This window comes from Pseudoalteromonas sp. SR44-8 (assembly GCF_014163635.1).
Classification (GTDB): Bacteria; Pseudomonadota; Gammaproteobacteria; order Enterobacterales; family Alteromonadaceae; genus Pseudoalteromonas; species Pseudoalteromonas rhizosphaerae.
The window spans coordinates 1-13,448 of the sequence record NZ_JACJDS010000025.1 but is presented as its reverse complement, the minus strand read 5'-3'; the positions used below and the strand labels follow the sequence as shown (position 1 = coordinate 13,448).

The following is a 13,448-nucleotide window of genomic DNA, read 5'->3' as shown; positions in this document are numbered from 1 at the left end:
AGATTAACGAGAGGAATAGACATGAGTTTAGGTAAGGTCGTCCAAATTATCGGCGCCGTTGTGGATATTGAATTTTCACAAGACAGCGTGCCAGCCGTATATGACGCGTTAAAAATAACAGATGGCGATTTAGCTGGTTTGACTCTAGAAGTTCAACAACAGCTAGGTGGCGGTGTGGTACGTACTATCGCACTAGGTACTACTGACGGTTTACGCCGTGGTGCATTAGTATCAAACACAGGTGAAGCGATTCAAGTTCCAGTTGGTAAAGCAACGCTTGGTCGTATCATGAACGTACTTGGTGAGCCAATCGATGAAGCTGGTCCAATCGGCGAAGAAGACCGTATGTCTATTCACCGTGCAGCGCCTTCATACGAAGAGCAATCAAGTTCAGTAGAACTTTTAGAAACTGGTATCAAGGTAATCGACCTTGTATGTCCGTTCGCTAAAGGTGGTAAAGTTGGTTTATTCGGTGGTGCCGGTGTTGGTAAAACCGTAAACATGATGGAACTTATTCGTAACATCGCAATCGAGCACAGCGGCTACTCAGTATTCGCAGGTGTTGGTGAGCGTACTCGTGAGGGTAACGATTTCTACCATGAAATGAACGATTCAAACGTACTTGATAAAGTATCGCTTGTATACGGTCAGATGAATGAGCCTCCAGGTAACCGTTTACGCGTAGCGTTAACAGGTCTTACTATGGCTGAAAAGTTCCGTGACGAAGGTCGCGACGTACTTTTCTTCGTAGATAACATCTACCGTTACACACTTGCTGGTACTGAAGTATCTGCACTTCTTGGTCGTATGCCATCAGCGGTAGGTTACCAGCCTACACTTGCTGAAGAAATGGGTGTACTGCAAGAGCGTATCGCATCTACTAAGACGGGTTCAATCACTTCAATCCAAGCGGTATACGTACCTGCGGATGATTTAACGGATCCATCTCCAGCAACAACGTTTGCTCACTTAGATGCAACAGTAGTACTTTCGCGTGATATCGCGTCACTTGGTATCTACCCAGCGGTAGACCCACTTGATTCATCTTCACGTCAACTTGATCCATTAGTAATTGGTCAAGAGCACTACGATACAGCACGTGGCGTTCAGACAGTTCTTCAGCGTTACAAAGAACTTAAAGACATCATTGCAATCCTAGGTATGGACGAGCTTTCTGACGAAGATAAGCAACTTGTATCTCGTGCACGTAAAATCCAACGTTTCCTATCTCAGCCATTCTTCGTGGCAGAGGTTTTCACAGGATCACCGGGTAAATACGTGTCACTTAAAGACACAATTGCTGGCTTCAAAGGCATCTTAAACGGTGAATTTGATGATATGCCAGAGCAAGCGTTCTACATGGTTGGCTCTATCGAAGAAGCTCAAGAAAAAGCCAAAAACATGTAATTAGGAGGGTAGTATGGCAGCTATGACTGTACATCTTGACGTAGTAAGCGCAGAGCGGAAGTTATTCTCTGGTCTGGTTGAATCGATTCAAGTAAGCGGTAGTGAAGGTGAACTAGGTGTAAACCCAGGACATGCGCCACTATTGACTGCCCTTAAACCTGGTATGGTACGTTTAGTAAAGCAATTTGGTCACGAAGAAGTAATGTATGTTGCTGGTGGTACTCTAGAAGTGCAACCGAACATAGTGACTATTTTGGCTGATGTGGCGGTTCGTGGTGAAGACCTTGACGAACAAGCAACAGAAGCAGCTAAACGTGAAGCTGAAGCGCAAATGGCGAATTCTTCAGCCGCTGAATTAGATTATCAACAAGCAGCAGTACAACTTGCAGAAGCAATTGCACAGCTACGCGTTATTCAGCAATTACGTAAAAAGTAAGCCTATCTGGTTTTCAAAAAGCCCACTTTATGTGGGCTTTTTTGTGCTTGAAATATACTGCATTGTTATCTTATTAGAACGCTATCATTTTTCTAAACTCTACTTTTACAGCTCTTTATCATTATTTTTACTTATATCCTTCATCGATCCCCGTTACAATATAACTAATACAAAGCAAGTTGTGATTTCAGCTTAGATTCAGTGGCTACTGCTAGATTGCCATTGAGTAAGTGCACATGATGTGACTTACGTAATCTTTTTGAATTTACACGCGCTTATTCATTTCAATAAAACAAAGAAAGAAGGAAATTGTTTTAATGTCACTTACTACTGTAATTCTTGCTGCGGGTAAAGGTACTCGTATGCGTTCTGCTCTACCTAAGGTGCTGCACAAAGTTGCCGGTAAACCTATGGTGCAACACGTTATCGATAATGCTAAAGCACTCGGTGCGACATCTACTAACTTAGTTTTTGGTCATGGCGGCGAATTATTACAACAACAACTTGCTGACAACGATGTAAACTGGGTACTTCAAGCTGAGCAGCTTGGTACTGGCCATGCAGTGGCACAAGCAAACCCACATATTAATGATGAAGACACTGTATTGGTTTTATACGGTGACGTACCACTGACAAAGCAATCAACCCTTGAGCGTTTATTGGCTGCTACACCTGAAAACGGCTTAGCCGTGCTTACTGTAAATTTAGCTAACCCTAATGGTTATGGCCGTATGTTACGTGTTGATGGCAAGCTAGTTGGGATTGTTGAACAAAAAGATGCAAGCGCAGAGCAATTACTTATTAACGAAGTAAACACTGGCATCATGGCTGTAAACGGTAAACTGCTGAAAAGCTGGTTAGGCAACTTATCTAACGAAAACGCGCAAGGTGAATACTACCTCACAGATATAGTCGCAATGGCGCACAGTGAAGGTGTAGAGATAAGCTCAGCACAACCAGATCATCCAATGGAAGTTGAAGGTGCAAATAACCGCGTACAACTTGCAGGCCTTGAACGCGCATATCAGTCGTGGCAAGCCGAACAGTTAATGCTTAATGGTGCAACGCTTGCCGACCCTGCTCGCATTGATGTACGCGGCGAAGTGACAACTGGTGAAGATGTATTAATTGACGTAAACGTTATTTTTGAAGGTAAAGTTACTCTTGGTAATAACGTTGAAATTGGCCCTAACTGCGTACTTAAAAATTGTACGATTGGCGATAACGTAATTATTAAAGCTAATACCTTAATTGATGATGCAAGCGTAGCCGACAAGTGTACTTTGGGGCCTTATGCACGTCTGCGCCCAGGTGCGATTATGGAAGAAGACTCGCATATTGGTAACTTTGTTGAGATGAAAAAAACCCGTTTAGGCAAAGGCTCTAAAGCAAATCATCTTTCTTACTTAGGCGATGCTGAAATTGGCGAAAAAGTAAATATTGGTGCCGGTACTATTACTTGTAACTACGATGGCGTAAATAAAGCCAAAACCATTATTGGTGATAATGCCTTTATTGGCTCTAACTCATCGCTTGTTGCACCGGTAAACATTGGCGCAACAGCAACTGTTGGTGCAGGTTCTGTGATCACCAGCACAGTTGAAAATGAACAGCTAGCAATCGCGCGTTCAAAACAGCGCAACTTAACCGGTTGGAAACGCCCAGTTAAAAAGTAAGTGCAGTAGTGTTTACCTTAGCTAGAAAAGCGAGTTTATACTCGCTTTTTGCTTTTTATTTAGCTGTAACATACTGCTATTAACTCCTGTTGCATCCGTTGAACTTTAATTTGCTGAGGTTGTTTTGGGCAATTAGCGCACTTTGCAACATTACCTATTTGGTAATGCAAACAACATGTTTTTCGCGTTAATGCTAATGAGTCTGAGCAAGCTGTAAGCATAATAAACTCCCCCGCCTCTGAGATATCGAGAGCATGCAACCAGTGCGCTGCCATTACATGAATATTAAACTGCGGCTTTCGCTTTGCATGAAGTAGTAGTATTGCTAATAGCGTGTCAGCTAATAAGGACATCGCCAAACGCTCATTAAGCCTTGCAACGAGGTTTAAATCTGTGAGTAACTTAACAACATAGCGTTTCAAATGGGCAGCCATATCCGTTACTGCCTGTTGCTGGTTTTGATGGTACTGCGCTTTTATAGTGGATAGTTGCAGCCCTGCAATAACACCTTGCTGATAGTGTTGCTTAAAGTTTTGCAAAGAAAAACTCATATTAAGTTCATGAACGCTGATAAGCGCTAAATAGACAGGTTGCCAATACAGCATGCCCCAGCTTTTGATTGCCCAATAACTGCGCCCAGCAGCGGGGTTTTGCTGCTGCCAATACTGGTGTAACCTTGCAACCAGCAATGAACTCGATTGTATATCGAGCCAATCTGTTGATTGTTCTGGTACTTTTAAAGCACTGTGGTAGCCCTTAGCAAGATTTAACAGCTTACTAAGGGCGAGTTGTTCAGCGTTCATAACGAGTTTAAATACTTAAAATGAGGCGTTTAAACTAAGCTCAACACTGCGCTCAGCGCCCATCCAACAGCCATTTATATCAAAACAAGCACCCACATAACGTTTGTCTGTTAAGTTACTCACGGCTAAACCGATTTTATAGCTGTCGTTAAAACGATAGCTAGCGGCAGCATCAAACAAGGTATAACCCGGTACTGTATCGGAATTTAAGGCATCTAACTGACTTTCACCGACATAACGTACACCGCCATTAAATTCCAGTGCATCGTTAAAGAAGTAATTTAACCACATTGAGGCTTGTTGCTCTGCTACCCAAATAGGTGTTTTACCTTCCAATGCCGGGTTTTGTGGATTATCTATTACCTCAACATCCATATCTGTTAGATTTACAGTAACATCAAGAGTGTCAGTGAGTTGCTGATAAACACTGATCTCAAAACCCTTCGATTGTACTTCACCATTTTGTGTGTATTTCATAAAGTCTGGAGTGTTAACCACCACATCTTGTTTGCGCAAATCAAAAAAGGCCGCGGTTACTTTAGTTGTTGCATCATTGTTGTGATATTTCATTCCGACTTCAATTTGCTCTGCGGTCGTTGGTTTAAATGCTTTGCCAGTTAAGGTATCTACCCCCGAAGTGGGCTCGAATGATTCTGAGTAACTGGCATAAGGAGCAATGTTATTATCAAAGGTATAAATTGCTGCCATACGAAAAGTGGTATCGCTTTGATCGATTTCTTGACTACTAGATATACCGCTTTTCGTATCATCTGTAACACTGTAGTAATTATCATAACGAAGGCCAGCAATCACTGTCAGCGCATCGAGCTTTATCTCATCTTGAAGATAAAAACCGCGTTGAGATTGCTCTAAACGGCTAAATTGACGATAGCTATCTAAAGCGGCTGTAGTAGCTGCATTAAACTGGCTGTGATCTGGATTTGATAAATCAAGTGTTGGCGTATTTGCACCAAAAGTATCGGCATAGTCAAATGTAGAATCAAGGGTTTGATATTCAAAGCCAAATAATAGCTGATGATTAGTCTTCGCTAAACCAAATTGCACAGCGAGTTGGTTATCAACCACGAAGCCTTCCGCGTCTTCAATGGTTTTATAGGCAGTACGAGTTAAAATTTTATCTGCATCAGCTAAGCCGAAGTCATAGCTATTTTGTTGCGTGGCATCGGCATTGGTATAACGAAAGTTTTGTAAAAACGAAATTGAATCTGAAAATTCATGATTTAATTTATACCCGATCATAGTGACTTCACGAGCAAACTCAGCCCAGTTTTCATCGCCAGCATACGCATCAGCATCTAACTTACCGTAACTGGCTTCGTAAAGTGTGCCTTTCGCGGGTAATGGCGTTGATGGCACCATTTTAGGATCGTCTTGATAATATAAGTTAAGGTTTAAGCTTGTTTGCTCACTTATCTCAAAAGTTACTGAGGGCGCAATGGTGACTCTTTCTTCTTCGGTTGTTTGCTGTTGGCCGTCGCGGCTACGGGCAAGTGCAATAAAGCGATAATTAACGCCGTCGGTAATAGCGCCTGTGCTATCTAAAGCTAATTCAGCCAAGCTATTGCTACCAATTCGGGCTCTAATATTATGCTCAGAGGATGCTTGAGGCGTTTTTGCTGTTTGGTTAACCATGCCACCTGGAGGTGCCGCTCCGTATAAAACCGATGCTGGGCCTTTTAAAATTTCGACACTTTGTGTTGCATACGCATCTACTTGTGGAGCTAAGTTATAAGCTAGGTTGTATTGCAGCGGTAAACCATCGTAAAAATTACGGTAACTTTCAAAACCACGAATCGTATATTGGTCAAAAATTGTTACTGTACTGCGATTTTCAGGTGTGATCCCAGAAACATAGCGCAATGCTTCATTAACGGTATCTACTTGGCGTAACTCTAGTAATTTATTGTCGTAAACCTCAAAACTCATAGGCGATTCAATCGGCGTCAAACTCGATTTGGTCCCTGTTGAACGATAACTTTTTCCATATACTTCAATACTTTCTATGTCGTCTGCGGCTGGCTTTTCTGCAGCAAACCCATAGTTACTCATTAAACATAATGATATTGCAGATAGTCCAAACATTGATTTTTTTAACACAATCACTCCTTAAATTTTACTAGAATTAAACCATTGACACTTTATTGGAAACGCGATTAGTATACATTCTCATTTAGATTTATCAATTGTTTTCAATTAAAGGTGATCGTGCTCATGGTTCAGTTAAATGTGTTACTGGCGGATTCACAGCAGCAAGCTTCAACTAATGAAGCAAGTTCAATGCTTAATTCAATGTTTAATAAGAAAAATATAGATAATTTTAAAATAGGTCTTGAGCAGGTTATGCAATTGTTGGAGCAAACAATCGCAACACAACAAAAACCATTTAGCGGAATATTACCGCAGGAGCTAGCTAAAAAATTTATTGGTATTGACCTTAATCAACCGCTGTTTGATATACCGGACGCACTAAAAGAAGTTGCTCAGCTTTATCTTAAAGATGCTGTTTATTTTAATAATCCACGCTATCTCGCGCATTTAAATTGTCCGATTGTTTATCAAAGTATCCTTGCTGAATTGCTCGCTACTTCGATTAATACTGCTGTAGAGACCTGGGATCAAAGTGGTGGTGCCACTTTTATTGAACAAAGTATCGTAGATTGGACACTCTCAAAACTGGCGCTTGGTGAGCAGGCTGATGGCGTATTTAGCAGTGGTGGTACGCAATCTAATTTAATGGCGATGTTGTTAGCTCGTGATTTTCAGTGCCAGTTATATGCAGGGCATACTAATAAACAGCAAGGTTTACCACACGACTTTAGGCGACTAAAAATTTTCACCTCAAAAGTTAGCCATTTTAGTATTCAAAAAGCCGCCGCAATTTTAGGACTTGGTTACGATGCTGTTGTAAGCGTTCCGTGTGATGAATATTTTAGAATGGATATGACCGCTTTAAATCAGGCGATCGAACACTGTCAGCAACAAGGCGATATCGTTATGGCCATCGTTGCAACAGCTGGAACAACTGATTTTGGTAGTATCGATCCATTAACGCAGATAGCTGAAATAGCTAAGCGCTGTGGTGCGTGGCTTCATGTTGATGCTGCTTATGGCGGGGGCTTATTAATCACGCCCAATAATAAACACAAGTTAGCGGGTATTGAATGCGCAGATTCGGTCACTATTGATTACCATAAGTCATTTTTTCAGCCTGTTAGCTGCAGTGCTTTTTTTGTAAAAGATAAGCAACATCTATCAGTTGTTACTTATCATGCCGAATATTTAAACCCATTAAGTCAGCAACAAGCGGGAACGCCAGATCTATGCAATAAGAGCATTCAAACCACACGACGTTTTGATGCGTTAAAGTTGTGGTTTTCACTGCGTACGGTAGGAGCTCAAAACTTAGGTGTAGCATTTGAACAAGTGATGCATTTAGCACGACAAGGTTATTTGTTATTAGCCTCTGAAGCAGATATTGAAATTATTCATCAGCCGCAGTTAAGTACACTAGTATTTCGTTTTGTTGGCGATAGCGGTGCTACAGATAGTGAATTGGACGCCGTAAATAAATATATTCGTAAACAGTTATCTCGCCAAGGTGAGGCGTTGATCGCGGCAACTAAGGTAGCAGATAAACAATATTTAAAGTTCACCTTACTGAACTGTGCCACCACTATCAATGATATCCAGCAAGTTGTAAGGCTTATAAAGCAATATGGTTATCAATACTTAGCAAGTGATTTAGCGAACGAACATGCTCCTTTAAGTCTTGCACTGGAGGAAGTTAGCTATGGATAAGTCCATTTATGATGTTATTGGTATTGGTTTAGGGCCATTTAATTTAAGTCTGGCATGTTTAACTGCGCCACTTGAAGGAGTCAGCAGCCTCTTTTTAGATAAAAAAGCTGAGTTTAATTGGCATCCAGGCATGATGCTTCCTGAGGTAAGTTTACAAACCCCCTTTATGTCTGACTTGGTAACGCTTGCTGACCCAACTAGCCCTTATAGCTTTTTAAACTATATAAAGCAGCAAGGTCGACTGTATTCTTTTTATATTAGAGAAAACTTTTTCTTACTTCGCCAAGAATATAATCAGTATTGCCAGTGGGCAACAAAGCAGCTGCCTAATATACGTTTTAATTCAGAGGTTCAGCATGTTGAGTACAGCCAAGACGAAGATATTTATATAGTACAAACAGCAGAGCAAGTGTATCTAGCTAAACATTTAGTGTTAGGCACCGGGCCGGTGCCACGTCATCCTCAATGTGCTCAAGCATTTAAGTTGCAAGAGGGGGTTATTCATTCTAGCAACTACTTAGCCAATAAAAGTCAATTACAGCAAAAGCAGTCGATCAGCATTATTGGTAGCGGGCAAAGTGCCGCTGAGATTTTTTATGATTTATTACAAGAGATTGATCAGCATAATTATCAACTAAATTGGCTTACTCGTTCTTCACGGTTTTACCCGCTCGAATACACTAAATTAACGTTAGAAATGACCTCACCAGAATACGTTGATTATTTTTATCAATTACCAGAACAAAAACGCCAGCAGTTAAATCGTCGTCAGCATAATCTCTATAAAGGTATTAATAGCGAATTGATCAACAATATTTTTGATTTGCTGTATAGCAAACGGCTAACAGCTAAATTGCCAGTAAGCTTGCACACAAACTCGGCATTGATTGATATGACCTACCTGAGCCACCAGCAGGGTTTTGAACTTAGCTTAGAGCAAACTGAACAGCAGCAAGGTTATTCACTAAACACCCAAAGCGTTATTTTTGCAACGGGTTATCAGTCTTACCAACCGAGCTTTTTAGCAGGGATCAGTCATTGCATTGATAGTGACGACGCGGGGCTTTATCAAGTTGCTCGTAATTACTCAATAGACAAGCAGCATCAACGTATTTTTGTACAAAATACAGAGCAACACACCCATGGTTTTGTGACTCCTGATTTAGGCATGGCATGTTATCGCAACTCTTGTATTATTCGTGCGATCACCGGACATGAATATTATCCAATAGAACGTAAAATAGCTTTTCAGGAGTTTGCTGCGCCCAATTATGAGTTAAGCGACGAAGTAGAGCAGTTTCGCGCATGAGTAAGCAGTTTAAAGTTTTGTTGATCGCGGTAACGGTATTTGCAGTGCTCAGTGATTCAATGTTATTGCCGTTTTATCCTACTTTCTTTAGTGCGGTATTTAATATAAGTGACCCTGCCTATGTTGGCACTTACATTGCTGCCAGCTGCTTTGTTGTCATGGTATGTTTTCCTATTTGGGCCTTCATTAGTAAATACATTAATGTGCTACCTTTATTGGTTTATAGCCAAATTGCTGCGGGTGTATTTAGTGTCAGTAGCTTTTTTGCTAGCGACTTAAATTGGTTTTGGTTTTCCTCCATGGCTATGTTTGCTTTTAAAGCCAGCTATTTACTGGTTTATCCATACTTAATGAGCTTGGAAGCGAAAACAAATCACGTTACGACGATTGCAATGCTTAGTGTTGTGGTGCACTTTGGCGCCATACTTGGCGCACTTGCTGGTGGCTTTGTGTTATCGGCTCTTCCTGGCAAAGCCGCATTTTTAATAATGGCTCTAAGCGATTTTACTCAGGTTTTTGTGTGCGCCTATCTCATAAGATTAGCGCCTAGTAAAAATCAGTCGCCTCCAGTAGCAAAAACATCAATCACTTCATCAAGTCGTTGGCCTGTATATCAACTTGGCATTGTTATGTTGTGCTTTTACTTTAGTGCTTTTTTGATCCGGCCTTTTTTTGCGGCATATTGGCAAAGTATTAGCGACACCTCCAGTATCGTCCTAGCGAGTGTTGTGTTTTCTATCCCTGCTTTTATGGCATTGCTTGCGCTGTGCTTTAATCATTGGCGGCAGCACACAAATCGCAACCCCATCAACTTATTAGTTGTCTTTATGTTGATCATTACAGGCGTTGCATTACAAGCCAGCCCTCTTTACTTAGTAGTGATCGCAGGACGCTGCCTGTTCGGTCTATCGCTATTCATTATTATTGTGCGTCTTGATCTGCTGCTTTACCAAGTGAGTACGCCAGACAAGTACGCTGAAGATTTTAGTAAAGTCAGTTTTTGCCAAAGCTTAGGTGTACTTTTAGCTTCTTACTGCGCGGGTTTGCTGGTTAAAAGCTCTGGTTTAGTAATACCTTTTTGGGTCGCCGCTGGTGGGCTCGCTATATCTGCTTGTTGTTTATGGCTACTGAGCAAGCAAAGTCGACGCCATACTCCTTGCGCCAATCTGGCATCGACCACGAGGGCTCAATAATGTCCATTACAGCAGCTGTTTTTTGTCAGCAGTTTACTAATATCGCAGAGCTTAGCTTAAGGCCATTTAGCCTAGCACAAGATCTCGCGTTAATTCACCAGTGGGTTACTCAGCCTCATGCACAGTTTTGGGGCATGCAGGAATTTACCATTGAGCAGTTACAGCAAGAATATCAAAGCCTGTTAGCACATAGTGATATTTATATCGGCTACGCAAACAATAGCGCGTGTTTTTTAGTTGAGTTATATGACCCTCTATTAGATGAAATAGGTAATCATTACCCCGTCAAAGCAGGTGATATTGGCATGCACATTCTGATTGCCCAAAGCAATAACAAGGTGCATGGCTTTACTTGGTCGGTGTTTCAACTGGTGATGAATTTCATTTTTGCTAATGACAAAAATCAGCGCGTTATTGTTGAACCCGATATTCGCAATAACAAAATTCATTGTTTGAATACTAAAGCCGGCTTTCGTTATCAATCTGCGGTTAGGTTAACTCATAAAACCGCACATCTCGCATTTTGCACGCGTGATAACTTTTATCATGCATTAAATAAGGATAATACTATGAAGCACATTCCGCTGAGCCCAGAGCAAGCCGTCAGTCATTTAACGCAACAGCTATGGCGGCATGTAAATAGGTTACATGTTCGCAAAGCTTTGAGTGAGTTTGCTCATGAGCGGCTGATAAAACCGCAATTGACCAATGAAGATGCAGATTGGCAATATTTTGAGCTCAGTACAGACAAAGAAACCATTGTTTATCGCTTTAAAGCCAAGCTGGGGTATTTGAATCACTGGCATATAGCAGCAGACTCAATTGAAAAACAAATAGATAACCAAGTAGCCGAGCTCGATTCAATCGCCTTTATTTGTGAGTTACAACATAGTTTAGGTATCAGCCAAGCTATGCTGCCTACTTATTTAGAAGAGATAGCCAGTACTTTATATGGCAGTGCTTATAAGCATCAGCTGCCAGCATTGACTGCTGAGCAACTCACCACTGCGGATTTTCAACAGGTAGAGAGTGCGATGACGGAAGGTCATCCTTGCTTTATAGCAAACAATGGTCGAATAGGGTTTGATACCAATGATTATCGGCAATACGCACCAGAGACTGGCGCGCACTTACAGCTGGTTTGGCTAGGTGCGCATAAAGATAGAGTGGTGTTTTCGACCACCGATGATTTAGATTATCAAACACTCATAACGCAAGAGCTATCAACGCACACCATAGAGTCATTTAAGCAAAAGCTATTAGCGCGTGGAGTAAATAGTGACGATTACTTTTTTTTCCCCGTTCATCCTTGGCAGTGGTTTAATAAACTCGCGTCGTTATTCTCTAACGATATTGCTGATCAGCATTTGGTTTGCTTAGGATACAGTGAAGATGAATATCAGCCGCAGCAGTCTATTCGTACTTTTTTCAATAAAACACATCCGCATAAACGCTATGTAAAGACCGCACTGTCAATTTTGAATATGGGATTCATGCGTGGTTTATCGCCTTATTATATGAGTGCAACTCCCGCAATTAACGATTGGGTAGCACAAGTATTATCACAGGATCCGTACTTAGCTGAATCCGGTTTTACAATTCTGCGTGAGGTTGCAGCAATTGGTTATTATAATCACGCTCTAGAAGCCGCAACCGATCAATACAGCCCATATCGAAAAATGCTTTCTGCACTTTGGCGTGAAAGCCCAATGCCAAAGATAAAGAGTAATCAGCGCTTAATGACCATGGCGTCGCTGCTGCATATAGATAATCAAGGACAAGCGTTATTACCTGCTTTGATAAAATCAGCCAAGATAGTTACTCATATATGGATTGCTAAATATCTAAAAGCATACTTAGATCCACTCCTTCATTGTTTCTACTCCCATGACTTAGTATTTATGCCTCATGGTGAAAACTTGATCCTGTTACTTGAGAACAACATTCCAGCCAAAGCAATAATGAAAGATATTGCCGAGGAGATAGCTATTCTTAATAAAGATTTAGTACTGGCGGATAATATTCAACGCTTAACTGTGGATGTGCCCGATGAATTAAAAGTGCTGTCAATTTTTACAGATGTGTTTGATTGTTTCTTTAGGTTCGTGGCTGATATCCTTGATCAGCAAAACGACTATTCAGGACGAGACTTTTGGCAACAAGTTGCAGAGTGTGTAATTAGCTATCAACAATCACACCCAGAACTAAAAGATAAGTTTATCAAGTACGATCTATTTAGTGCTGATTTCACCTTGTCGTGTTTAAACCGATTACAGTTAAGTAATAATCAGCAAATGATAGATTTGGCAGATCCGGCAAAAAATCTTAAATTTGAAGGAAAATTAATCAATCCGATAGCCGCATTTAATCCAATTAAAAAAGATAACAGTGCAACAGTTTAATAATTGCTATTTAGCTATGAGATGGATCAGGTCTGTATGCGCAGCTTGGTTGCTCTCATAGCTGAAAATTTAAGCGAAAATAACGCTATAACGCCTTGTTTGTATGCCTTTTGAGCAAATGGTTAATTAATTTAATAAAACTGAAATAAAGCGTTGACGGCCTCAAGAATATCCCTATAATGCGCATCCACTGACCCGGCAGGCAGCAATGAAAAGCGCTGAACAAACGGTAAGTAAGTCGAGTAAAACTTAGCTTTGAAATCTTTTAAAAGAAACTAAAAATTAAGTGTTGACAAAAAAATAGGAAAGCGTAATATGCGCAGCCCTAGCGAGATAAAGTTTAACTTTAACCGCAACGTTCTTTAACAATATAAAGCAATCATCTGTGTGGGCACTCGTACAG

The 13,448-nt window shown here is 41.0% G+C and carries 9 protein-coding genes; 7 read left to right on the top strand and 2 right to left on the bottom strand.

Annotated elements, in window-relative coordinates; genetic code table 11:
* Positions 1 to 21 precede the first annotated feature (21 nt).
* The 3 genes from atpD (at position 22) to glmU (ending at position 3,519) form a co-directional block, all read left to right on the top strand.
* Positions 22 to 1,407, top strand: coding sequence for a F0F1 ATP synthase subunit beta (atpD, locus tag H5183_RS13540; RefSeq protein WP_145241681.1), 1,386 nt, complete (start codon positions 22 to 24; stop codon positions 1,405 to 1,407).
* A gap of 13 nt (positions 1,408 to 1,420) precedes the next feature.
* Positions 1,421 to 1,843 (top strand): F0F1 ATP synthase subunit epsilon, encoded by a 423-nt coding sequence (locus H5183_RS13535; protein ID WP_145241679.1) that lies wholly within the window; start codon positions 1,421 to 1,423, stop codon positions 1,841 to 1,843.
* Positions 1,844 to 2,160: 317 nt separating this feature from the next.
* On the top strand, positions 2,161 to 3,519 hold the full coding sequence (gene glmU, locus H5183_RS13530) for a bifunctional UDP-N-acetylglucosamine diphosphorylase/glucosamine-1-phosphate N-acetyltransferase GlmU (protein ID WP_182731922.1): 1,359 nt from the start codon (positions 2,161 to 2,163) through the stop codon (positions 3,517 to 3,519).
* A 59-nt stretch (positions 3,520 to 3,578) separates the two neighbouring features.
* On the opposite strand, the gene H5183_RS13525 is transcribed toward glmU, so the two are convergent.
* Both H5183_RS13525 and H5183_RS13520 read right to left on the bottom strand, forming a co-directional pair.
* Positions 3,579 to 4,322, bottom strand: coding sequence for a siderophore ferric iron reductase (locus H5183_RS13525; RefSeq protein WP_182731921.1), 744 nt, complete (start codon positions 4,320 to 4,322; stop codon positions 3,579 to 3,581).
* Between the two features lie 15 nt (positions 4,323 to 4,337).
* A complete protein-coding gene (locus H5183_RS13520; RefSeq protein ID WP_182731939.1) occupies positions 4,338 to 6,425 on the bottom strand; it encodes a TonB-dependent siderophore receptor in 2,088 nt (695 codons plus the stop codon).
* Between the two features lie 129 nt (positions 6,426 to 6,554).
* Between H5183_RS13520 and H5183_RS13515 the strand changes: the two genes are divergently transcribed.
* Genes H5183_RS13515 through H5183_RS13500 form a run of 4 tightly spaced genes read left to right on the top strand, consistent with a single transcriptional unit; the run spans position 6,555 to position 13,045 of the window.
* Positions 6,555 to 8,141 (top strand): aspartate aminotransferase family protein, encoded by a 1,587-nt coding sequence (locus H5183_RS13515; RefSeq protein ID WP_259397273.1) that lies wholly within the window; start codon positions 6,555 to 6,557, stop codon positions 8,139 to 8,141.
* Positions 8,134 to 9,450: a lysine N(6)-hydroxylase/L-ornithine N(5)-oxygenase family protein gene (locus H5183_RS13510; RefSeq protein ID WP_182718521.1), complete on the top strand. Its 1,317-nt coding sequence runs from the start codon at positions 8,134 to 8,136 to the stop codon at positions 9,448 to 9,450. Before H5183_RS13515 ends, H5183_RS13510 begins: the two co-directional genes overlap by 8 nt.
* Entirely contained in the window at positions 9,447 to 10,643 is a 1,197-nt protein-coding gene (locus H5183_RS13505; RefSeq protein ID WP_182731920.1) for an MFS transporter, read from the top strand. The genes H5183_RS13510 and H5183_RS13505 overlap by 4 nt, the downstream gene beginning before the upstream one ends.
* Positions 10,643 to 13,045: a GNAT family N-acetyltransferase gene (locus tag H5183_RS13500; protein ID WP_182731919.1), complete on the top strand. Its 2,403-nt coding sequence runs from the start codon at positions 10,643 to 10,645 to the stop codon at positions 13,043 to 13,045. Before H5183_RS13505 ends, H5183_RS13500 begins: the two co-directional genes overlap by 1 nt.
* Positions 13,046 to 13,448: the final 403 nt, after the last annotated feature.

What these genes read in the sequence shown, in the direction of transcription:
- atpD (WP_145241681.1), top strand. Translation starts at nt 22, where the DNA reads ATGAGTTTAGGTAAGGTCGTCCAAATTATCGGCGCCGTTGTGGATATT.
- H5183_RS13535 (WP_145241679.1), top strand. Translation starts at nt 1,421, where the DNA reads ATGGCAGCTATGACTGTACATCTTGACGTAGTAAGCGCAGAGCGGAAG.
- glmU (WP_182731922.1), top strand. Translation starts at nt 2,161, where the DNA reads ATGTCACTTACTACTGTAATTCTTGCTGCGGGTAAAGGTACTCGTATG.
- H5183_RS13525 (WP_182731921.1), bottom strand. Translation starts at nt 4,322, where the DNA reads ATGAACGCTGAACAACTCGCCCTTAGTAAGCTGTTAAATCTTGCTAAG.
- H5183_RS13520 (WP_182731939.1), bottom strand. Translation starts at nt 6,425, where the DNA reads ATGTTTGGACTATCTGCAATATCATTATGTTTAATGAGTAACTATGGG.
- H5183_RS13515 (WP_259397273.1), top strand. Translation starts at nt 6,555, where the DNA reads ATGGTTCAGTTAAATGTGTTACTGGCGGATTCACAGCAGCAAGCTTCA.
- H5183_RS13510 (WP_182718521.1), top strand. Translation starts at nt 8,134, where the DNA reads ATGGATAAGTCCATTTATGATGTTATTGGTATTGGTTTAGGGCCATTT.
- H5183_RS13505 (WP_182731920.1), top strand. Translation starts at nt 9,447, where the DNA reads ATGAGTAAGCAGTTTAAAGTTTTGTTGATCGCGGTAACGGTATTTGCA.
- H5183_RS13500 (WP_182731919.1), top strand. Translation starts at nt 10,643, where the DNA reads ATGTCCATTACAGCAGCTGTTTTTTGTCAGCAGTTTACTAATATCGCA.